Genomic DNA, 21467 nt, shown 5'->3' with positions numbered 1-21467 from the left:
AGTTATAGAGAGTTAAAAGGGAGCAGCTAGGTTATAGATGAAGGAGGGGGCTGTAAAATTAAAACGGCCGCGAAAATTTAAATACTCGATTTAAATTATTTGAATTGTCCTGTAATTACTGAAGTTATGACCTCTGGCCTTATGTCACCGTAGACTGAAACTGCTGAATTAATTTTCCCAGCATGGGGTTGGTGGCGAGGGAGTGATGATAATGAAGATAACACTCATAAGACATATCAAGTTCTGCCGGAACATCCAGAACTTTTATCGGGAGCAGGGGCTGAATATTTTTTGCAATTAACGTTGGTAACAAAATGATAAGGTCGCTGTGGGCGCAAAGCATCACCAGATTGAGCGTGCTGCTGGCGACAAAGGCGACATTACGCGTCTGGAAAAGTGCATTAAACCGGTTGGTTTGTTCAACGCTGTCGCTGATCAAATGCATTCCCCGGGACCAGATAGCATGCTGATGCTGCGTCCAGTCAGACAGGGAAAATATTTCACCGATTTCCGGATGGTTGTGCCGGACAATGGCCGAGATTTCGCTGGTGAAAAATTTAAGCTGGATGATGGAGTTATTCACCGGAAGACGGGTACCAATATCAATATCCACCTCTTTATTTCTGATCCTGGCTATTCTGGCTTCATCGTTTTCAATGGCTGAACAAAAATTGATGCGCGGGAGCTGCTCCGTGGTAGCAATTAGCGCGGTTGACAGCAGCAGTTCAAGGACGGAATAGCAGCTGACGGTAAAGATATTTTTCTCTGTTGCGGAAAGGACGCTCTCTACGTCAAGTTCGTTGACTATTTTTTGATATTTTTGGCTGAGCTCTTCTGCCAGGCTGCTCGGCACCATCCCCGTTCTGGAACGATAAAAGAGGGCCGAACCGGTGATTTTGCGCGCTTTGTTGAGGGTGTAACTGATGGCGCCGGGAGAGACGCCCAGGAGCTTCGCCGTCTGCATTACGCTGCCGCAGGAGCAAAGCGTATGAATGGTTCTTAAGGTTTTGATATCAAACTTGTGTTCCACTGGCGTCACTTCCTGTTTTTAGATGAATTTCAGCATAAACCGGACCGGTTTAATTTGCAGGATTTTTTGCCAGATGGCAGATAAATCGACGATCCCGGCCATGCCCAGCAACACCAGAATAATCAATAAGGTGGCAACGGTAATAACGAACATAAAGCGGACAATATTTTTGTGCATCTTTTGTTGCTGAGTAACCCGGCGATCCTCTTTTTCATACTCAACGAGGGTGGTGATTGCCTGACCCTGAACGTAATAAATACCCTGGTCTTCGGTTAAATCTCCGCTTATCACCAGCGACTCCAGCAGCAGTTTTATTTTTCGTCTGAAGGCTTCATTTTTAATGTGCTTATACCACAGCGTGCCATACAGCAGGGCGATCACCTCATCCACACTAAACCCGGACGCGGTGCGTGAGGGCCGCTGATTAACATAGCTGGCGACCAGTAGCCTGAGTAAATTAAAACGGTCACGGCTGATGGTTTCGGTATCCGATTTTGCGCCTGAAATCACTCTGCCTTTCAGGCGGGCAATCTGCGTCTTTAGCGTAATAACCTTCAGGGTGCGATCGAGCGCAAACGCAATAATGCTTTTATAAGTCTGCGCATAATTTTTTTTGTAATGGACGATCTCGGCGTCCATCTCAGGAATATCGACAAGTTTTTTTACAATATTGCCATTCTGATACAGCGACGATAATGATAAAGAGGCATCCTGGGCGTTATCCCAGTCCTGTATGTTCTGCAAAATATAACGATTATTTTCTGCATCTTTTAAAAAAACGGAATAATAGTCGTATGGTGTACCTTTCGCGGCGCTATGACTTTGTAACAAAGGTAAATATTTACGCCATAAAAACAGTTTCATCCTGTTAATATCGATTATGCTCATTGGTAAATGCCTGATGATGTAAATGTCCTGAAGTCGACAGGATATCTTATTTCGTACATCACATCTAATTCTGCATTAAAAACCAATAAATCCACTCATGCCTTGCGCCAGGAATACCACGCTTTCATGATCAGACTCCCCCTTATCGCCACTGTTCTGGGTGATAACCTCGGCCTTATTTTCGGTCTGTTGGGGCGTGTTGTCAGCACCCGCTTGCGCGCTGACGGAGAGTAAAGCGACGACGAGAACGATAAGCTTAGGAAGCATGGGATTTACCTTTCAGCAGATAAACAACCGGTGTCTGAAATTAAAAAATAGTCGATCCCCCGGGCTTTGCAGAAACAATCGCTGCGCACCAGTCCTGAAAACATTTACAAAACAAATATTTCTAGCTGTAATAATCACTTATAAGCGAAGCGGTTAAGCAATAAACTGTCGTTGCTGGCCCACGACTTGATTGCGCCTCTCGTCACGACTACTGTATATAAAAACAGTATTCGAGGAACGAATCATGGAGTTTTACCAACTTTCAGCGCTGCGCGAGGTGATTGCGCTCCCCCTTTTCAGCGATGTGGTGCAGTGCGGCTTTCCCAGTCCGGCCCAGGACTACGTTGAGCAGCGTATCGATCTGAATAAATTGCTTGTTCAACACCCCAGCTCGACCTATTTCGTCAAGGCAGCGGGGGATTCGATGATTGATGCCGGCATCGGCGACGGCGATCTGTTGATTGTCGACAGCGCCAGAACCGCGCAGCACGGAGATATTGTTATCGCCGCGGTGGAAGGGGAATTTACGGTAAAACGCCTCCAGCTCAGGCCCAGGGTGCAGCTTAACCCGATGAACAGCGCCTATTCGCCGATCCTTGTGGGCAGTGAGGACTCTCTCGATATCTTTGGGGTGGTGACCTACATCGTTAAGTCAGCGGATTAGCCAAATTCTGACGCACACGCACTCAGGAAAAGGTAACCTGTCGGCCATAACACGATGAAGAGGTAAAAACATGACCACCCCGGTATTCCGCCAGGCAACCCCTGCTGACGTCGATCGTTGCTTTGAGATTGAAATCACCGCCTATGAAGGGGATGAAGCGGCAACGCGTGAAAAAATTGCCACCCGTATTAACCGCTACCCGGAAGGCTTCCTCTGCATGGAGCTGGATGGCAAAGTCATCGGCTTTATTAATGCGGGCTGCGCGTGGGATGTGGTGATGTCCGACGAAGAGTTTAAGGAGCTGGTGGGGCACGATCCCGCGGCGCCAAACGCGGTGATTATGTCCGTGGTGGTCGACCCGGCTTACCAGGGCAAAGGCTATTCGTCGCTGCTGATGCGTGAATTCGTGTCGAAGATGAGAGCGATGAATAAAAAGACCCTTCACCTGATGTGCAAGGATCGCCACGTCGATCTCTATGCCCACTTTGGCTACCAGTACATCAGGCCGTCCGCCTCCGATCACGGCGGCATGGCCTGGCATGAAATGATGATGACGCTCTGATGTAAACCGCCTGCCGCGGCGCGAGCCCGGCAGGCATATCCTGAACGAAAAGCGAATCTGATACCGTTCGGCTTAAACCTGGGGAACCCTTCATTCCCGTTCTTCAATCCAGCTCACAAGCTCTGCAAACTGCGTTTCTGAAAATACCGCAATGCCATGTTCGGAGAGCAGCGATGCCGCCACTCCCATACCCGGTTTACGCTGACTACGGAAAGAACCGTCATAGATAAACTGGCTTCCGCACGTTGGACTACCATCAGTTAACAATGCAGCAGTGCACCCGGATTCTCGTGCTGCTTGCAGAGCCAGCCAGGCTGCAAGTTGATAATGCTCCGTAACATCCCTTCCAGTATTTTCAATTATTCTGGCTTGTCCGCACATTACGTCTTTACCATCAGCCGACACAATCTCTGCAGGTGGTCTCGGAACAGGTAGCCCGGCCGCTAACTCAGGGCAGTGGATCACCAGGCGCTGCTCCTGTTGCCAGCGGGCAAGTTGATGAGTCATCTGCGCTTTCTCTTTTCCGTTATAACGGACTTTGAGGCCCATCAGACAAGCACTGACCAATATTTTATTTATCATTATTTCTGGGGGGCGGGATGAAAAAGACGAAGGATTGTAACAGCTTGCTCCATCCTCATAAATGAAAGGATTTCAACGTAAGAACGTCCACGCCTGACACGGAGTGGACGGGGGCGTGGGGCTGAGAGTCTGCTTTGAGCGAGGAGCGGACATTGGATTGACCCGATCAACAATGCGTAGTAAGCACGAGACATGCAAAACAGCAATAAAACGGCTTATGCCGATTGTCCCCTTTACAAATTTAAGCCTGGTCAGATTCTGCTTTGAACGAATATAGTCCTCGCTTATTGGCAGAAATTTAAGAGTGAGGACTAGTGAGAAAAACAGACGCTATTATTTCTTACCGCTGCGCGGATGAAAATGACCTGAAGGTTCTTATCGACCTTTTGTTCGATGATGAGCTGGGCTCAACCCGCGAAATGAATGACAATACATCCTACAGCGCTTACGCCAGGGCATTCACAAGAATCCAGGCCTGTCCTGACAATGATATTCTTCTTGCAGAAATTGAGTCTGAAATTGTCGGCATGCTTCAGTTAACACTCCTGCCGAGTTTGACCCACAAAGGAAGTCTGAGAGCCCAGATAGAAGGTGTACGAGTGAAAAAAGGGTTCCGTGGCAAAGCTATTGGCCGTCAATTATTCAACTATGCTATTGAATCCGCAACGCGCTCAGGTTGCCATATCGTTCAGCTTATGACCGATCGCAAGCGTGCTGGCGCCATCGCATTTTATAACTCCCTTGGATTCAGTGATTCACATCTCGGCATGAAATTAATGCTGGAGCCCTCTGAATCGACGGGAGGTGACCTGCAATGACTTTCAGAACGAACACCGTACCCGCGACTTACGTTCGCGGTGGCACAAGCAGGGCGATTATTTTCAGACGGAACGATCTTCCGGATGATGAAACGCTGTGGAAGCCGATTTTTCAATCGGTAATTGGCAGCCCTGACCCTGATGCTACACAGCTTGACGGCATGGGAGGCGGAATTACCTCTCTGTCTAAAATTGCCGTCGTCTCCCAATCAACACGGCAAGATGCCGACGTTGACTACTTTTTCTTTCAGATAGATCCGTTGACGGGCGACCTGCTGACAGATGCAAACTGCGGTAACATATCTTCTGCCATAGGGCCTTTCGCCTGTGAGCAAGGGTGGATAGATATTTGCAATGGTGTCCGGACCGTGAATATCTATAACGTAAATACCAATAAAATTATTGTTTCAGAATTCAACCCTGAAGCGGAAGAACATGAACTGGTCGCCATCAGCGGTGTGCCGGGTAAGCACTTCCCGGTCAGGCTTTCATTTCTTGAACCTGCCGGGTCAATGTCTCGCGGGCTTTTCCCGACAGGCAACAAATCTGATGCAATCGCTTTTGACGACGGGAGAGAAATTCAGGCGACATTACTGGATGTTACTGTTCCTTGCGTCATCATCAGCGCAAAAGATGCAGGCATTCAGGGAAACGAGGATTACCGCACCCTGCTGGGTGACAGGCACTATACGGACAGGATGGCTGAATTGCGTATAAAAGCCTCTTTACTGATGAAGCTCTGTCACACCGAAAATGACGCTCGTTTTATTAAAACGAATGTTCCGGACGTGATTGTTATCGCACCACCCGAAGATGGCCTTTCTGGTGTGAGGGCGAGATATGTTAGTTGCGACCGTCCCCACAGAGCAGCGCCGGTGACGTCATCAATGGCACTTGCCGCAGCTGTCTGTATCGAAGGAACTGTGGCTTCTGAGATCGGAACTCTTGAGAGAAACGGTGATGTGCTCATTCACCATCCTTCCGGAACCCTGGCAGTGCATGCTGAAATCAACTCAGTCGGTGATGTGCTACGCACATCTGTCATCAGAACGATGCGCACTATTATGCGTGGTGAATTGTTGTTAGCCAGGACCATAAAACAGCTGTAATTTTCGAATGTATGAGCACCTTCACGGCGTCCGCTTCTGGCACAAAGCGGACCGTTACTGAGTGCAGATTTAGTCCCGATGCGTATCGTCTGCCTTATCCTGAGTCGTCAATTATCTCTTTAACTGTATATCCCCTCCTGTTGGTATCTGAACATCGGGTAAATAAGGGCACATAATAAAAAGCGCTAATTAATCGCCTTAAGTCAAATTAACGCCGGTTAACAGATTCGCAGGCGTGAGGTTATTTAAGTTGTTGTTAAGATTAATCTTATAATTAACGGGAATAAGTCCTATTCATTAGAGATGCTGAATGTTTTGGCGTAAATTCATTCGCAAAAATTATGTTACAAATCATGCGAATTTATTCACAACCAAGGACGTTTAGCGTATGGGGATCTTAAAACCTGGTTTATTACTGACCGCTTTTGTACTGACTGCATGTGGCGGCGGCGGCGGCGGGGGCGGTGGTAGCGACAGCGCGCCCCCGGTAACCACTGCGCCTGAGCAAACGGATAACAGCAATACGGGCACCACGCCGGAAACCCCGGCCACGGCACCGGTCAGCCTGACCACCGGCGGTACCCTTTCCGGTTGGACCTACACCACTCCTGAGGGCCGTGAATATGTTATGCGCGGCACCGGGATCTCTGCGGGCCTGGTGCAAACTCAGCGGCTCACCCGTGACGACCGTTCCCCGGTCTCCTCAACGTCATGGTGCTGTGGCCGTATGAGTTACACCACGTTCGGTACCTGGACACAGTTTGAAAAAGGGCAGCATGACGTCTTCTACACCGGGGATGCCACGCTCGCGGCTAACGTGCCAACCCAGGGAACGGCGACCTATGTGGGTCACGGTATGCGTGAAGATATCCTGAGCGATGCCAGCTTTAACATTGATTTTGCTGCGAAAACCATCAACGGCACCATTGCCGGAAATGATACCTTTGGTAGCGAAATTGCGATGCAGGGCAACATTGCCAACGGGGGTTTCACCGGTAATGCGCAATCCGGCGGGCAGGCGGGAACGTTCACCGGCCATTTCAATGGTCCCACGGCTGAAGAGTTAGGCGGTGTGGCGCAGTTTGCAGACACCACTAAAAACGCTTCCTTTGGCGCGACACGTCAATAAATCGTTTCCCGGTCAGCCTGGCTGACCGGTCCTTCAGATGGTAAGCCTTTCTATGACTATTTTGCGTACTGGCGCACTGAGTTTGCTGTGCCCGCTCAGCGTTGCCTTTGCTGCGCCGCCGGAAACCGACTCGATTCCTGCTGCTCCCCACTTTGAACGACTGACCACGCCGGACAAGCGCGCCGGGTCTGGCGATAACACGCTGCATGTGACCAATGCTCAACTGGCGGAACAGCCAGAGCTGGCGATGGCGCTGCTCGATCAGGCCATTCGTGAAGAAAAGTGGCCGATGGTACGTGCCATTTTACCTGTCTATGAGGCGTCACCCAATCCGGATTCAACCCTGATTCTTTTTGCAAAAGCCGGTCTGGCGCGCAGTCAGGGGCATTATGCAGAGGCGATTGAACACTATCGCGCTATTCTGAGTCAGCATCCTGACTATGCGGCGGTGCGTCTGGATTTAGCGCGTGCCATGTTTGAAAATCGGCAGTTTGACGCGGCTGATTATCAATTTCGTCGCGTATTACAAAGCAATCCGCCTGAGAATATTCAGCAGGTCATTGCCCAATATCTTGAGCGCATTCAGAAAGGCAGCGCATTAACGGGTTCATTCAGCCTGAGCTATCTGAATGACAGCAATGTGAATAATGCGTCATCGGGTAAAACCATTCGGGTTGGCGATCGTCTTTTTATTCGTAATAAGGATAGTTTCCCTCAGCGTGGGGAAGGTTTCTGGTTCAATGGCGCATTACAAAAAGATGTACAACTCTACGATCAGCATGGCTTGCGATTTCTGGGTACGGTAAACGGAAAGAGTTACTGGAATAATCATGATTTTGATGATATTACCACCCGTGCTTATGCCGGATATCAATGGCGTAATTTCCGCCAGCAATTTGCCCTGTTGCCTTTTTATGAAAAAAGATGGTATGGCACCGAGGCGTATTCTTCTGGCCCTGGCGTGCGCGCCGAATACAGTTATTTACTGACGCCCACCTGGCAAGTGAGTCAGGCGCTGGAATATCAGAAGCTGGATTATGATGATCAAGATTATCGATTCCTGCGCGGGCAAAACCGTTACTCTTCCACAACCCTGTCCCATGCCTTCAGTAACCGGGTGTCAGGATTTGCTGGCTTCGATCTGCTCGATCAGCAGACCTTCACCCGCAGTGAATCTAACCATCGGGTAGGTTTGCGCAGCGGGGTGCAGGTTGATATGCCCTGGCAATTCTCTTTTGCCGCCACCACGGCCGTTGCCAGACGCGATTACCAGGCCGACAGCGATATATTCTCGACGCGCCGGAAAGATAATGAACAGATCTATAATCTCTCGCTCTGGCATCGCGACCTTTATTTCTTTGGGGTTATGCCGAAACTGAATTTCACCTGGAAGCGGGTCGACAGCAATATCGATTTCTATGATTATCGACAGAGGAATATCACGCTTTCGCTGGATAAGAATTTTTAACAGGCATTGCCAGCACTTTTTACTGAGTATGCAGAAAGGATCTGATACGAAAGAATGAGATTAACATGAAAAGCACGCTCCGGCGTGTTTTTTTATTTTATGGGTTGGTAAAAGGTAAAGGTGGCTGCTAACTTTTTGAGTGGCGCTCAGGAGTTGTTTGAAAAAAAACGGTAGTGCCTGGCTGAAAAATAATAAATAAGGAAAAAGCATGAGATTTTAAATTTATATAGACTTTTTTGTTGCTTGTTTATTTATTGAATTTCAGTCATCTTTTCGTCATGAATAAATGAAAGGCTCACGTTATAACAGAGATAAAGGGTTAACTATGTTCAGAGTTTCCTGCTCCTCGCGGGTTATTAAACTGCGTTCAGGACGATACTTATTAATGGTGAGCATGTTATTCCCGACATGGGCATACGCCCAAACGTCTGCTTACGATGAACTTATTATTCAGGCACGGGATGGCGACCGCCAGCCTTTATTGCAATACCTTGCCGTTCGGGAACAGCAGACACAGTTAACGGCGGGAGAGATTGCTGACTGGCTTCAGGTTTCCTCATGGGCCAATAATGACGTTGAAACGCTGGCGGTATGGGATCGTTATCGCCAGCGCATGGACATCCCTGCCCGGGGGCAGGTCGCTGCCGCCCGCGCGCTGCGTAACCAAAAGCAGTGGAATGCGTCGCTGGCCGTCTGGGAAACCGTTCTGCAAGACGAGCCCGGTAATAGCGACGCCCGCACCGGCTGGATAATGACGCTCGCAGATGCCCATCGCAACGAGCAGGCAATCACCGAAGCCCGGCGCTGGGCAGACGAGGAGCCGGGGCCAGAGAGAGAGGCACTGCTGGCGTACGTTTATCATGCTCAGGGGAAAAACTGGGATTCCGTCCTGGCGGCCAGCCAACTCGATACCGATTCAGACCAAAACAAAAACGTGGTGCCCACGCTGTTGGCTGCCATGTCGGCCAACCGTATTGCCGGCCCCGCGCTGACCCTTTCAGAGCGCTACCCGCAGCCGGATGCCATTAAACGTCAGCTTGAACTGGATGCGGCGGCGCAAACCGTCCGCGCGGCGTTCACGCCCACCCGCAATGAAGATGAGCGATTTCTGGTGGCAGATAAAGCACTGGCTCGCTATAACGCGCTGATTGACGAGTGGAAAGACAACCCCGAGGCGCAGGCTGATGTGCGACGCGCAAGAATTGACCGGCTGGGCGCGCTGGTTATCCGTAAACATATGGAAGACGCGATCGCCGAATTTGAATCGCTCGAGGCGAACGGAAAGCCCGTTCCTGACTACGCCAGAAGATGGGTCGCTTCTGCATATCTTGCGCAGAAGCAGCCGGACAAAGCCGAGTCGCTGCTTGAAAGCATCTATTTTCCGCGTGGCTCAACCCTGGCATCACAGCCGCTGACTATGGACGATCAACAGGAGCTGCTGTATGCCCGTCTCGATAACAACCATTTCGACGAAGCGAAGCAGCAGCTGGATACCTACAGTAAAGAGACCCCGTACCTGCAACGGATCTATGGTTCTCCCACACCGCAGCCTAATGACAACTGGCTGCTGGCCAGAACCTTACAAACCGAATATCTGGTCGCCACCAATGATTTGCCTGCAGCCGAGACGCATGCGGAGCGGCTGGCACGTACAGGGTCGGGTAACCAGGCGCTGCGTATTGCCTATGCCTCAGTGCTGCTGGCGAGAGGGTTACCGCGTGCCGCAGAGCGCGAACTTAAGCTTGCCGAAGTCATTGAACCCAGCAACCTGGCGCTGGAACGGCAACAGGCATGGACGGCTATGGAGCTGCAGGAGTGGCGGCAGGCCGACGAGCTGACGAAGGATGTGGTGAAGCGCAGCCCGGATGACGCCGCCACGTTGCAGCTTGAACGACTGATGGCGGTGCATAACAAAGCCGAACTGCGCATAGCCGGATCTCAGGGCATCTCCTCCGACAGTCCGGTCAGCGGCAAAAACGATTTCACCCTCAACACGGCACTTTATAGCCCACCGATTAACCAAAACTGGCGACTGTTTACCGGCTACAACTTTGCCCGTGGCGATTTTGAGGAGGGGAAGGGAATAAGCCGGGACCTGCTGGCGGGCGCGGAGTGGACCTCAAGGGATCTCTGGGCCGAGATGGAGATCTCCGGGCGCAATGATGGCAGCGATCAGAAAATCGGCGGACGCCTCTCCGGCTGGTACGATTTCAGCGACAACTGGCGGGCCGGGGCCTCGGCGGAGCGGTTATCCCGTAACACGCCGCTGCGTGCCCTGCGCAATGGGGTGAACTCCAACGGCGGCGATCTGTGGGTGCGCTGGTATCAGAACGAACGACGCGAATATCAGGTTTCGCTTTCCGGCGCGCACTTCACCGACGGCAACGATCGGCTGGAATACGGTATCAGCGGTAAAGAACGCCTCTGGACGTCGCCACGTTTTACTCTGGATTTCATCCCTGGCATCGGCGGCAGTAATAACAGCAAAGAAGATGTGCCTTATTACAACCCCAAACGTGATTTTTCGGCGGTGGCAGGGCTGCGCGCCGAACAGGTGCTGTACCGCCATTACGACACGGTCTGGAAGCAGCAGTTTGAGGCGGGAGCGGGCGGTTACTGGCAAAAAGGGCACAGCCCTGGAGCCATCAACCAGTTAGGTTACGGGCAACGAATTCAATGGAATAACGTAGTGGATGCCGGGGTGAAACTGACCTGGGATAAGCGTCCTTACGACGGGAAGCGGGAGCGCAATATTGCCCTCGCATTTGATCTGAATGTCAGGTTTTAAGGGCGCTTCATGATGAAACGATGGCTTCTTGCCGCAGGGGTAATCGTCGGGTGGATGATGATGAGCATGTATGCACTGGCCGCGGCACCGCGTTATCTTCCTCCCGCCGAGCGCCCGGCGCTGTATGCGGACCAGCGCTGGCCCACAAACAGCTTTCTGGTGCTGGCCTGGCATGACGTGGAGGACGGTGCCGCCGATCAGCGCTATCTGTCCGTGCGCACCAGCGCCCTGAACGACCAGTTTGCCTGGCTGAATGATAACGGCTACCACCCGATTAGCGTGCAGCAGGTGCTGGATGCCCATGCCGGGAAAACGACATTGCCTGAAAAGGCGGTGATGCTGACCTTTGATGATGGATACAGTAGCTTCTCGACGCGCGTTCTGCCGCTGCTTCGGTTGTTCAAATGGCCTGCTCTTTGGGCGCCTGTCGGCAGTTGGGTGGATGCCCCGGAACATTCGCTGGTGGATTTTGGCGGACTAAAAACGCCGCGGGAAAAATTTGCCACCTGGAAGATGGTGCGGGAGGCCAGCGAGTCGGGGCTGGTGGAAGTGGGTGCGCACACCTGGGCATCCCATTACGGCCACCAGGCCAATCCGCAGGGCAGTCAGGAGCCCGCGGCCGCTAACCGTTTCTACGATAAAACCCGCGGGCAGTACGAAACGGATGCGCAGTTTGAACAGCGTATGGGTGCCGACCTGGCTCGCATTTCGAACAAAATCAGAGAGGTCACCGGGAAAGCACCGCGCGCCTGGGTCTGGCCCTACGGTGCGGCGAGCGGGACCACGCTGAAGCTCGCGCATCAGCAGGGCTACCAGATGGCGTTCAGCCTGAATCAGGGTCTGGCGAATGCCGCCAGTCTGGAAGACATTCCCCGGGTGCTGATTTCCAACAACCCTTCGCTGCGCAGTTTCGCCAGCCAGATAGCCCAGGTCAGGGAACCTGACACCATGCGGGTTATGCATATCGATCTCGACTATGTATACGACAAAAACCCGGCTCAACAGCGTAGAAATATCGATGTGCTCATCCAGCGTGTTTTCGACATGAAGATAACCCACGTCTTTTTACAGGCCTATGCCGATCCGAAAGGGGACGGCAACGTCAATGCGCTCTATTTCCGCAGTCGCTGGCTGCCTATGCGGGCGGATCTGTTTAACTTCGTGTCCTGGCAGCTGCAGACCCGTGCCGGGGTGAAGGTTTACGCCTGGATGCCGGTGCTGGCGTTTGGGTTAGATCCCTCGGTGCCTCGCGTGGCGGCCTGGTCGCCAGATACCGGACGAAGTGCGCCAGATAACCGCCATTATTTGCGCTTATCCCCCTGGAGTGCGGTTGCCCGGCAGAGGATCAACGACATCTACGAGGACCTGGCGCGCCATGCTAACTTCAGCGGCATCCTGTTCCATGATGACGCTTTTTTGACCGACTTTGAGGATGCCTCTCCGGATGCGCTCAAAGCCTATCGTGCAGCAGGCTTCCCGGACAACATTGCGCAGATCCGCGCCGACCCGCAGCTGCTGGCGCGCTGGACGCGCTTTAAAAGTCGCGCCCTGATTGATTTTACCCGACAGCTCACGCAAACCGTGCGTGCCGTGCGCGGGCCGCAGGTCAAAACCGCCCGCAACATTTACGCCATGCCGATACTGGATCCGCAGAGCGAAACCTGGTTTGCGCAGAATCTGAATGATTTTCTCGGCACCTACGACTGGACAGCCCCGATGGCGATGCCGCTGATGGAAAATGTCCCGGTCAAGGATGCCAATGCCTGGCTGGACAGACTCGTCAGGCAGGTCGCCCGTTACCCTGGCGCACTGGATAAAACGGTTTTTGAACTTCAGGCACGCGACTGGCGTAAGGGGGCAGGGCAGGACGATATTAGCGGTGAAATGCTTAACGGGTGGATGCGGCAGCTCAAGATGAGCGGCGCCGGAAACTTTGGCTACTACCCGGACGATTTCATTAACGATCAACCCCGGATGGCAGAGATCCGTTCTGCTTTTTCCTCTTACTGGTATCCGCAAAAATGACCGATCGCCTCATCGCCTTCCTGATCCTTTGCCTGATGTTCAGTTTTCCGCTCGGCGTGGCGGTGATTTTTACCGGTGAAGTGATCCTTAATTTCGTCTTTTTCTGGCCGCTGTTTATGTCGGCCCTCTGGATGAGCGGTGGGCTTTACTTCTGGTTTTACCGCGAGCGCCACTGGCCATGGGGGCCGGACACGCCGCCACCTGAACTCGCAGGCAATCCGCTGATTTCCATTCTTGTGCCGTGCTTTAACGAAGGGGTGAATGCCCGGGAGACTATCGAAGCGGCGCTGGCGCAACGTTATGAAAATATAGAAGTGATTGCTATTAATGACGGCTCTATAGACAACACCGCGGCCGTGCTGGACAAGCTGGCGAGTGAATGTCCGCGGCTGCGGGTGATTCATCTGGCGGAAAATCAGGGCAAAGCGGTAGCCCTGCAGGCGGGTGCGGCGGCGGCGCGCAGTGATTTTCTGGTGTGCATTGATGGGGATGCGCTGCTGGATAAGGATGCGGCGGTATATATGGTCGCACCGCTGCTCAATTATCCTCGCGTGGGGGCCGTGACCGGTAATCCGCGTATCCGCACACGTTCAACGCTGATTGGGCGAGTCCAGGTGGGGGAGTTTTCATCTATTATCGGCCTCATCAAGCGTACCCAGCGCGTCTATGGTCAGGTCTTTACCGTTTCCGGCGTCATTGCCGCGTTTCGCCGTCGCGCCCTGGCAGAAGTGGGGTACTGGAGCCCGGATATGATCACGGAAGATATTGATATCAGCTGGAAGTTACAGCTGCGCCACTGGTCCATTTTCTTTGAACCTCGTGCGCTGTGCTGGATTTTGATGCCCGAGACGCTGAAAGGGCTCTGGAAGCAGCGTCTGCGCTGGGCGCAGGGGGGCGCGGAGGTGTTTATTATCAATATGCGTCGCTTGTGGGGCTGGGAGTACCGGCGCATGTGGCCTCTGTTTATTGAGTTTTGTATGTCAACCGCATGGGCCTTTGCCTATGCCATCACCATCCTGTTGTTTCTCATCGGGCTGCTTATTCCGATGCCCGATTCTTTATATGTTCAGCACCTTTTCCCACCGGCTTTTACCGGCCTGATGCTGGGCGTGGTCTGTCTGTTGCAGTTCGCGGTCAGTCTGTTTATTGAACGACGCTACGAGAAGGGTATTGCGGCGTCGCTGTTCTGGGTTATCTGGTTTCCGGTGGTGTACTGGATGTTGAGCCTGTTCACTACGCTTGTGGCTTTCCCGAAAGTCATGCTGCGCCGCAAACGCAGCAGAGCTCGTTGGGTGAGTCCCGATCGCGGTATTGGGAGATTAAAACCATGATGCAACCGTTAATTTTTACTGAACAACAGCGGCTTCCTCGCGTGCTGGATGCCCTGTTAACGATCATTGCCTGGCTGGGGTTTAGCTGGCTGATTTACAGTGGTCTGATAAACGCGATTGAACATGATCCTTTTATAGGGACGAGGCCGTTCTACACCACGCTCAATACGTTGAGTATTTATCTGCTGGTGGCCTGTCTTATTGGTATGGCGCTGATCGGCTGGGCAAAATACAACCAGATTCGCTTTCGTATTGAACGTCGTAAGCGACGGCCTGAACTTGAACGCGATGAAGTGGCGGCAAGTTTCAATATCACCCCCGAACTGGCGCTGGTGATGAGTCAGGCCCAGGTCTTTACTCTTGCCCATTATGATACGGGCGCCATTGACCGCGTGTGGATGGTGAAAACCTTCGCAGGCGTGCAGAGCGAGTAACAAAAAACCTGCCGGTAAGTCTGGATGTTTGCTGGCAGGTTTTTTGGGTTGCCTGCGATGCGCGTAATACATGGGGGCATGAATAAGCGTGCGAAGTGGGATGCTGGTAATGACGCCGGGGATCGCCTGGCGAACCGGCTGCAATACCCAGGAAAATACCGAGACTGGGCAAAACAAGTGCCTGGTATTGGAAAATTTTCGGCAGCTATGAGCGAAAAGTAGCCCATGCAACAGAGCCAGCGTCATCCCTGATTCCATCAATATTTGAATGGTACCAGCACTCGACCTCCTAGCAGCCAGTTCTGCTCACTATGAGTCTGTCCTGTAATCCATAACGTGACATCATAGCAACCATGGCGGGTTAGATGGTTTACTGTATCGGCTGAAAGTCTATGGTAAATTTTGAGTAAAATCTGCCATACAGATTTGGTAGAACAAAAATAGATACTCAGGAACCTATAGAATGCTAAACAGGCAAGTCAGGCAAATCTATCCTCAAAAAGATAAAGATACCCAAACAGCGGTATTTAGTGATTATTCTCACTTTCCGAACATTGTTCTGCTTGGTGATCCTGGTGCTGGAAAAACGCATCTCTTCAAACAGTTTGCGGCACTGCAAGAGGCAAAATATCTGACAGTACGTCACTTCTTAAGTGGCGTACCTATTGATAATCAGAAAACGTTATTCATCGATGCATTAGATGAGAAGAGGAGTGCCAGTAACAGTAGTGACGTTGTAGACGACATCATACATAGGCTTTTTTCCCAAACGCCACAAAATGTCAGAATTTCTTGTCGCTCTCAGGATTGGTTAGGTGAATCAGACTTGTCAGCATTTTTACCCTATTTTGAGCAGACGGGAGGCTATGTTGTTTTACATTTGCAGTCGCTCTCAACAGAAGAGCAGACCGCGATTCTACAAGCTAATGGTGTTGAACACCCGGAAGCGTTTCTGGCTGAAGCAGAAAAACATGACGCCAGCGAATTTCTTTACAACCCACAAAATCTAATAATGCTGGCTGAAGCCGTTAAAGAAGGAAACTGGCCCCGTACAAGGTCTGAACTTTTCCACTCTGCGACACAGTTCCTTTTAACTGAACATAGCACAGAACATACGCGGCTAACTTCAGGAATTCATAACTGCGACGAGTTAGAGTATCCTGCAGGATCAATTTGCGCGTTGCGCATATTGAGTGATGTTTCCGGAGTTTCTCTGCTTCCAAACGATATCCGACCAGAATACCCCAGTTACAGAACCATCTCGTTCTTCTCACATGAAATAATTAGAGCGGCGTTATCGAGGCGGGTTTTTTCTGCCGGAGATGAGCTTGAGACTGTTGATTACAGCCACAGGACAATTGCTGAGTATTTAGCGGCAAAATGGTTAGCCGGGATCGTTGACAAAGGGCTACCCATGGGACGTTTGAGAAGTATGCTGGGATTTGAGGGGTATCCGTCTTCAGAATTAAGAGGTTTACACGCATGGCTAGCGGTCTTTTTACCGCAATACGCCCAGGTATTCATTGACACCGATCCTTACGGCGTTCTGACCTATGGCGATGCAGCTTCATTACCGATAGCGGAAAAACAAAATCTACTAGTGGCGCTGTCAAAACTTTCAGAACGTGACCCTTGGTTTAGAAATCATGGACTTAATTCATATCTGAATGGCTTCGCGACGGTAGAAATGGAAGCTCTATTGCGACAGATAGTCCGCGATCCTCATTCGTCATTTTCTCTGCGAATGATCGTTTTGGAATCCTTATCGGTGGCAACACCGATAGTCGCACTGAGTGATGACTTAATTAATATTGTCAAATCGAAGGATTCATCGTATGCGGAAAAGGAGGAAGCAATAACGGCATTAATCCATTTTGGAGTGTCTGGGCAGAAATTTTCGGTACGTTTATTTGCGGAGTTAAATGACAAAAATCACGATAGCATCCGGTTGCGTAACCATATAATTCAGTTGCTTTATAAAGATCACTTTACACCACAGGATATAGCACAACTGCTGATTGATACATTAAACATAACCAGTGAGCGATTACCGATAGGCGCGTTATGGCGGCTGAATGATATTGTACCGACTGCTGATCTGCTCGCTATCTTTGAGCATCTCGATCGGTACCACACCGCTCACAGTAAAGACTGGTATTCTTCAGCTAAAAATCATTATGAGATTGTGTATTTTCTGGAAGCTGGATTATTGCGGATACTGAGCGAGAAGAATGGTTACAGCGCATCTCAGATATGGTTGTGCCTAAAAACGTTCTATTTCTACTCCCATCATCACCATTATCGCGGTTATGACAATGTGCAGAAATCTGTCGTTCAGGAGATAAAAAATCGTAGCTGGCAATATGAAGATATTATAGATGCCGCCATTCTTTCATTTAAACACTATGATACTCATTGCTTATTCTTACATGAATTTGGTGGAAGCACCTTCCATCTTATTCCTGATGAGGTTTTGCTGGCACGTTTTATCCACTTTTTTTCCCATGCTGAAGCTGATTCAGATAAAACTGAATGTATTTATCGACTGACATTTGCGGTCCTTTACCGATGTGCAAAGCCATCCCAACAGACGTTTGAATTTCTTTCCGCGTACTGCCATTTAAATGTAAAATTGACTGCTGTGTTTGAGACTTCCATCGTCTGTGAGATTGACGATTGGCGAGTTAAACATAAACTTAGCCAAATAGCCTATGAGAAAAAAAGAAACGCGGCGCTTTATGAAGACAGGCACAGTTTCGAGTTATGTCGTCAGGAAATTGTGTCGGGCCAACATTTAGAGTGGCTCAAACATATTTCCTATATTTACTATTCGAAATACAGCGATGTTGATGACAAATTGACGCCAGTGCAGCGCTGTGCAGACATATTAGGTGCCGAAAATGTCACTGATGCGATATCCGGTCTTTTAGCGATTTTAAATCGTTCAGATCTGCCCACAATTGACGAGGTGAATTGTACTTTTCTGAAGGGGAAGTATTACAAATGGTGGTATGCAGTACTGGCAGGAAGCGATGAGTTGTTTAAAAAAAATTCTGATGTTACACAATGGGACGAAGATTTATTAACAACGCTATTGGCTCTGGATGTGGTATTAGCACTTTTCACCAAAGATAATAATGTTATAAGTGATTATTCATTACCGTGGAAAAGGGATGTGATACTTAACAAAACAGCATTTTTCATCAAAACCTATTACCACATTATCACTTTTTACATTAATAATCAGTTGCAAGATATCCGTGCACTTAACTATCTGTTAAATGATACCTGCATTCCAATCGACTATGCCGTTCCTTTAGTTATGAGACTAGCTAAAGAGCATCCTGATGATGTTTTCCATTTACAAAACCTGGTGGGGTGGTTGTTAGCGCATCCTGAGAGTCATGCAGAGTTGTTGCAGTTATCTGAGTTGATGATAGCGCAACCCTCAAAACTTAAAAAGCAAAGTTATCAAATTTGGCTGGTATGTGCTTATTTATTCGCTCCAGACCAATGTCAGGATCAATTTTTATCTGAATCAAAATCCGCAACGAAAATGATAATGTTTATTCGTCAACTATCAGGTAAAGCGAAAAGAGGCCGTGGGAGTAGCGAGCAGCGTTTATCACTAACACAATTGGAAACGATCATCACTGTCTCCGCTATTCATTTTCCTAATATAGATCGCCTTGCAAGTAACGTCTCTAACTCAACAAACAATTGGGAATATGCTGATTTTATCAAAAGAATGATTGATGACGTTTCTTCTTTTTCCTCATACGATGCCGGTAAAGTATTTGAACGTTTATTATTACTGCCAGAATGTACAAGTTACCGTGATTATCTCTTGCACGCCCAAAGCAACCAGAAGGTGCGTTATCGGGAATCACAGTTTCAACACACTAACTGGAAGCAAGCGGTGAATATACTTAAAAATCAGACCCCAGCAAATGTAATGGATCTCTATGCGTTATTGTTAGATCATTTGCGGGATATCGCTAACCGAATTACTTATGAAAATACCGATATTTATAAACAGTTCTGGAATGAGAATGGTAATGGTCAAATTGTAGTGCCTAAGCCTGAAGAGAGCTGTCGGAATTTTTTTCTGGAGCTGCTTAGAGTACGACTCCATCCGTTACAAATAATCTGTGAGCCAGAAGGCCACATGGTTTCAAGTAAAAGGGCTGATATCATCATTTCACTTCCAGGAATAAAGATCCCCATTGAGATAAAGCGTGATTATCACCGAAACGTCTGGAGCGCACTTAACGAGCAACTTGACCAACTTTATACTACCAATCCCGATGCCGCAGGCTACGGCATCTATCTGGTCTTCTGGTTTGGTGCTTCTCGACCAAACGCTATCCCTCGCCCGGAGAAAGACACGCCACCCCCAGTAAACGCCACGACAATGGAGGACATTCTCAATGAAGCTGTGCCAATGGTTAAGCGAAACCGCCTGTCTGCGATAGTAATTGACGTATCAGGTGAGGCTAATTCGACTATTGAAACGCAAAAATCATCTATGTAAGAAAAGTGAATCATGATTACAAAAGAACTTGTAGATGAAAGTCTCAATATTCACCGACTGGTTGATTGTGGTGATTTTGACCTGGCATACCAGCAATCCGTTGTATTCCTTGAAAAACTGGGGAAAATAAAGGTCAAAGGTGAAAATTATTTTATAGTGCTGGGGAATGTGGCTGGCGGTCTTGTTGATATTGGGCAAATGAGCAACCATAAAAATGCAGCAGAGCTTGGTTTTAAGCTGATGGATGATAACAAGGAAGAATTAGCGCATGTACAAGGAGAGAGCCATTTTTATTATAATTATGGTAATGCCTTGTCTAATAAGATAAGTGTCGATAATCCTCACGACCACACATTCCAGTCAATAGAAGAACTTGTTTCGTTAAAAAATATCTACTGGCGAGCCTTTAGATTCTCCTCACAAGAGAGCGAAGAGTTTCAGGCTGAACTGTCCGTTAATCTGGCCAATTCGCTAAGAAGCCAATTTAGGCTGAGTGAGGCACTGAGATATTATGATCTCACTAATCGTAAGGGATTAGATATACCACAGTCGTGGGTCAATCGTTCTGCCGCGCTCATTGAGCTAAACCTTGTTTCATCTTCATACTCCATTAAGCAATTGAAGGAGATACGAAAAGGTTATATTAATGCATCTGTTTCCAAAAAAATCCCTCCGCAATGGGAATCATTTTATCTTGGTCGTATAGCACAAACCAACGATAAAATAGAAAAATGTGTATCAGCAGACGGCGAAACGGACGAGCATGATGACATGCTCACGCAACAGGAGTTTGACGCATTAAGTGCATACAGGCAATTCTGCCTAATAAATTATCTGACGCTGTCCGAGTACGGTCTTTATTGCCCCTGTGTGGGGAGTGCCACCGATAATCTTGTCATCTCTTCTTCTGGTGTAACCGGAGATTTTATTATTCCAATGGAGATGGCATTAAACCGCTTTAAATCGGAGTTTTCACTTGCTCGCCATCTCTATTTTGAATACCTTTATCCTCAGGATACGGATGAAATTAAAGAAGAATGCCATTTTTTGGAGTTTCATAATGACGAGATCTTAGGCATTGATATTGAGAAGATCAGAACGGCCTTTCGTCTCTGCTTTGGTATTCTCGATAAGATTGCGGTATGTATCTGTGAACTTCACAAACTTTATCCACCTGCTAAGAAGGGCGGGTTACAGAAAAACATCTATTTCCAAAGCTTCTGGCAGTTAGACGTTGATAACAGAAGACAACGATTTGAAGATATAAAGTCACCTGGACTTTTAGCATTGTACAGCATTGCTACTGACCTGAATAAAAATAAAGGTGGTGAATTGGCTTTTTATAAAGAGTGGCGCAATGGTTTAGAACATAAATTTTTGGTGGTACACAAAAGTGATAAAGCAGAAGATCTTTACCAGTCTTATAAATTTATTAAAGATATTCTTTTTATCAAAGAGGATGAGTTTATTCACCATTTCGGTCAGTTGATTCAGATAACCCGTTCAGCAATATTTTCATTTGCTTTTATGGTTAGACATGAAGGTAAGAAACAAAAAAAAGAGAATATTCCTTATATTACCAATGAACTGCATATGAAAAAGTATTCGTCATAACCTAAGTAAAAGGCAGCAAGCGAAGCGCTATGTAAGCATCCTTGCAAAACTACCCATCCACTATTAGAGAGTCTTTGGCACTCCAACGTCCGCTTCTGGCACAAAGCCGACATTCCGGTCTTTAAGATCCTTTGTGCCGTCAGTCCAGTCTCCCCGAACCAGGCTCAAACTCACGCACATAGTTCGTCGCCAGCACGGCGCTGGCGACGATGGCATGCCCGGCA

16 protein-coding genes and 1 pseudogene are annotated in these 21467 nt (G+C 49.1%); 12 read left to right on the top strand and 5 right to left on the bottom strand.

Annotated features, from left to right (window positions below):
- Positions 1-139: 139 nt before the first annotated feature.
- The 4 genes and pseudogenes from FHN83_RS24430 to FHN83_RS24420 form a co-directional block, all read right to left on the bottom strand.
- Entirely contained in the window at positions 140-853 is a 714-nt protein-coding gene (locus FHN83_RS24430; RefSeq protein ID WP_255296472.1) for a LysR substrate-binding domain-containing protein, read from the bottom strand.
- Positions 854-1030 (bottom strand): annotated as a pseudogene (locus FHN83_RS29040) (helix-turn-helix domain-containing protein); the annotation flags it as partial. It lies immediately after the preceding gene.
- Positions 1031-1048: 18 nt separating this feature from the next.
- Positions 1049-1774, bottom strand: coding sequence for a hypothetical protein (locus FHN83_RS24425; RefSeq protein WP_138369116.1), 726 nt, complete (start codon positions 1772-1774; stop codon positions 1049-1051).
- Positions 1775-1993: 219 nt separating this feature from the next.
- Entirely contained in the window at positions 1994-2185 is a 192-nt protein-coding gene (locus FHN83_RS24420) for a hypothetical protein (protein WP_138369115.1), read from the bottom strand.
- 244 nt (positions 2186-2429) lie between these two features.
- On the opposite strand from FHN83_RS24420, the gene FHN83_RS24415 reads away from it, so the two are divergent.
- Together FHN83_RS24415 and FHN83_RS24410 are read left to right on the top strand one after the other, a co-directional pair.
- On the top strand, positions 2430-2849 hold the full coding sequence (locus FHN83_RS24415; protein WP_039028559.1) for a translesion error-prone DNA polymerase V autoproteolytic subunit: 420 nt from the start codon (positions 2430-2432) through the stop codon (positions 2847-2849).
- Between the two features lie 70 nt (positions 2850-2919).
- Positions 2920-3411, top strand: a complete 492-nt coding sequence (locus FHN83_RS24410) for a GNAT family N-acetyltransferase (RefSeq protein ID WP_139565239.1) — start codon at positions 2920-2922, stop codon at positions 3409-3411.
- Positions 3412-3501: 90 nt separating this feature from the next.
- On the opposite strand, the gene FHN83_RS24405 is transcribed toward FHN83_RS24410, so the two are convergent.
- Complete coding sequence (locus FHN83_RS24405) at positions 3502-3993, bottom strand: DUF523 domain-containing protein (RefSeq protein ID WP_138369113.1); 492 nt, start codon at positions 3991-3993, stop codon at positions 3502-3504.
- Between the two features lie 314 nt (positions 3994-4307).
- Here FHN83_RS24405 and FHN83_RS24400 point away from each other — a divergent pair, with 314 nt between their 5' ends.
- From FHN83_RS24400 to FHN83_RS24355, 10 genes are all read left to right on the top strand, one after another.
- Positions 4308-4811, top strand: a complete 504-nt coding sequence (locus FHN83_RS24400; RefSeq protein WP_218015340.1) for a GNAT family N-acetyltransferase — start codon at positions 4308-4310, stop codon at positions 4809-4811.
- On the top strand, positions 4808-5920 hold the full coding sequence (locus FHN83_RS24395; protein WP_139565238.1) for a PrpF domain-containing protein: 1113 nt from the start codon (positions 4808-4810) through the stop codon (positions 5918-5920). Before FHN83_RS24400 ends, FHN83_RS24395 begins: the two co-directional genes overlap by 4 nt.
- A gap of 388 nt (positions 5921-6308) precedes the next feature.
- On the top strand, positions 6309-7049 hold the full coding sequence (locus FHN83_RS24390) for a Slam-dependent surface lipoprotein (protein WP_139565237.1): 741 nt from the start codon (positions 6309-6311) through the stop codon (positions 7047-7049).
- 52 nt (positions 7050-7101) lie between these two features.
- Positions 7102-8517, top strand: coding sequence for a surface lipoprotein assembly modifier (locus FHN83_RS24385; RefSeq protein ID WP_176556529.1), 1416 nt, complete (start codon positions 7102-7104; stop codon positions 8515-8517).
- Positions 8518-8842: 325 nt separating this feature from the next.
- On the top strand, positions 8843-11305 hold the full coding sequence (gene pgaA / locus FHN83_RS24380; RefSeq protein WP_139565235.1) for a poly-beta-1,6 N-acetyl-D-glucosamine export porin PgaA: 2463 nt from the start codon (positions 8843-8845) through the stop codon (positions 11303-11305).
- 9 nt (positions 11306-11314) lie between these two features.
- Positions 11315-13330 carry a poly-beta-1,6-N-acetyl-D-glucosamine N-deacetylase PgaB gene (gene pgaB / locus FHN83_RS24375; protein ID WP_139565234.1) on the top strand — a complete coding sequence of 672 codons (2016 nt, stop codon included), beginning with the start codon at positions 11315-11317 and terminating at the stop codon, positions 13328-13330.
- Positions 13327-14661, top strand: coding sequence for a poly-beta-1,6-N-acetyl-D-glucosamine synthase (gene pgaC, locus FHN83_RS24370; RefSeq protein ID WP_139565233.1), 1335 nt, complete (start codon positions 13327-13329; stop codon positions 14659-14661). The genes pgaB and pgaC overlap by 4 nt, the downstream gene beginning before the upstream one ends.
- Entirely contained in the window at positions 14658-15095 is a 438-nt protein-coding gene (gene pgaD / locus FHN83_RS24365) for a poly-beta-1,6-N-acetyl-D-glucosamine biosynthesis protein PgaD (RefSeq protein WP_039028573.1), read from the top strand. Before pgaC ends, pgaD begins: the two co-directional genes overlap by 4 nt.
- Before the next feature lie 463 nt (positions 15096-15558).
- Positions 15559-19629, top strand: a complete 4071-nt coding sequence (locus FHN83_RS24360; RefSeq protein WP_139565232.1) for an NACHT domain-containing protein — start codon at positions 15559-15561, stop codon at positions 19627-19629.
- A 12-nt stretch (positions 19630-19641) separates the two neighbouring features.
- Positions 19642-21243: an LA2681 family HEPN domain-containing protein gene (locus tag FHN83_RS24355; protein ID WP_139565231.1), complete on the top strand. Its 1602-nt coding sequence runs from the start codon at positions 19642-19644 to the stop codon at positions 21241-21243.
- The last annotated feature ends 224 nt before the right edge of the window (positions 21244-21467 follow it).

Origin of the sequence: Leclercia adecarboxylata (assembly GCF_006171285.1) — a bacterium.
Lineage (GTDB): Bacteria > Pseudomonadota > Gammaproteobacteria > Enterobacterales > Enterobacteriaceae > Enterobacter > Enterobacter barmai.
This window is presented reverse-complemented; position numbering and strand designations above follow the sequence as displayed.

Bases quoted from the DNA above. Each gene is read 5' to 3' on its own strand.
- FHN83_RS24420 (WP_138369115.1), bottom strand. From the start codon at position 2,185: ATGCTTCCTAAGCTTATCGTTCTCGTCGTCGCTTTACTCTCCGTCAGC.
- FHN83_RS24415 (WP_039028559.1), top strand. From the start codon at position 2,430: ATGGAGTTTTACCAACTTTCAGCGCTGCGCGAGGTGATTGCGCTCCCC.
- FHN83_RS24410 (WP_139565239.1), top strand. From the start codon at position 2,920: ATGACCACCCCGGTATTCCGCCAGGCAACCCCTGCTGACGTCGATCGT.
- FHN83_RS24405 (WP_138369113.1), bottom strand. From the start codon at position 3,993: ATGATAAATAAAATATTGGTCAGTGCTTGTCTGATGGGCCTCAAAGTC.
- FHN83_RS24395 (WP_139565238.1), top strand. From the start codon at position 4,808: ATGACTTTCAGAACGAACACCGTACCCGCGACTTACGTTCGCGGTGGC.
- FHN83_RS24390 (WP_139565237.1), top strand. From the start codon at position 6,309: ATGGGGATCTTAAAACCTGGTTTATTACTGACCGCTTTTGTACTGACT.
- FHN83_RS24385 (WP_176556529.1), top strand. From the start codon at position 7,102: ATGACTATTTTGCGTACTGGCGCACTGAGTTTGCTGTGCCCGCTCAGC.
- pgaA (WP_139565235.1), top strand. From the start codon at position 8,843: ATGTTCAGAGTTTCCTGCTCCTCGCGGGTTATTAAACTGCGTTCAGGA.
- pgaB (WP_139565234.1), top strand. From the start codon at position 11,315: ATGATGAAACGATGGCTTCTTGCCGCAGGGGTAATCGTCGGGTGGATG.
- pgaC (WP_139565233.1), top strand. From the start codon at position 13,327: ATGACCGATCGCCTCATCGCCTTCCTGATCCTTTGCCTGATGTTCAGT.
- pgaD (WP_039028573.1), top strand. From the start codon at position 14,658: ATGATGCAACCGTTAATTTTTACTGAACAACAGCGGCTTCCTCGCGTG.
- FHN83_RS24360 (WP_139565232.1), top strand. From the start codon at position 15,559: ATGCTAAACAGGCAAGTCAGGCAAATCTATCCTCAAAAAGATAAAGAT.
- FHN83_RS24355 (WP_139565231.1), top strand. From the start codon at position 19,642: ATGATTACAAAAGAACTTGTAGATGAAAGTCTCAATATTCACCGACTG.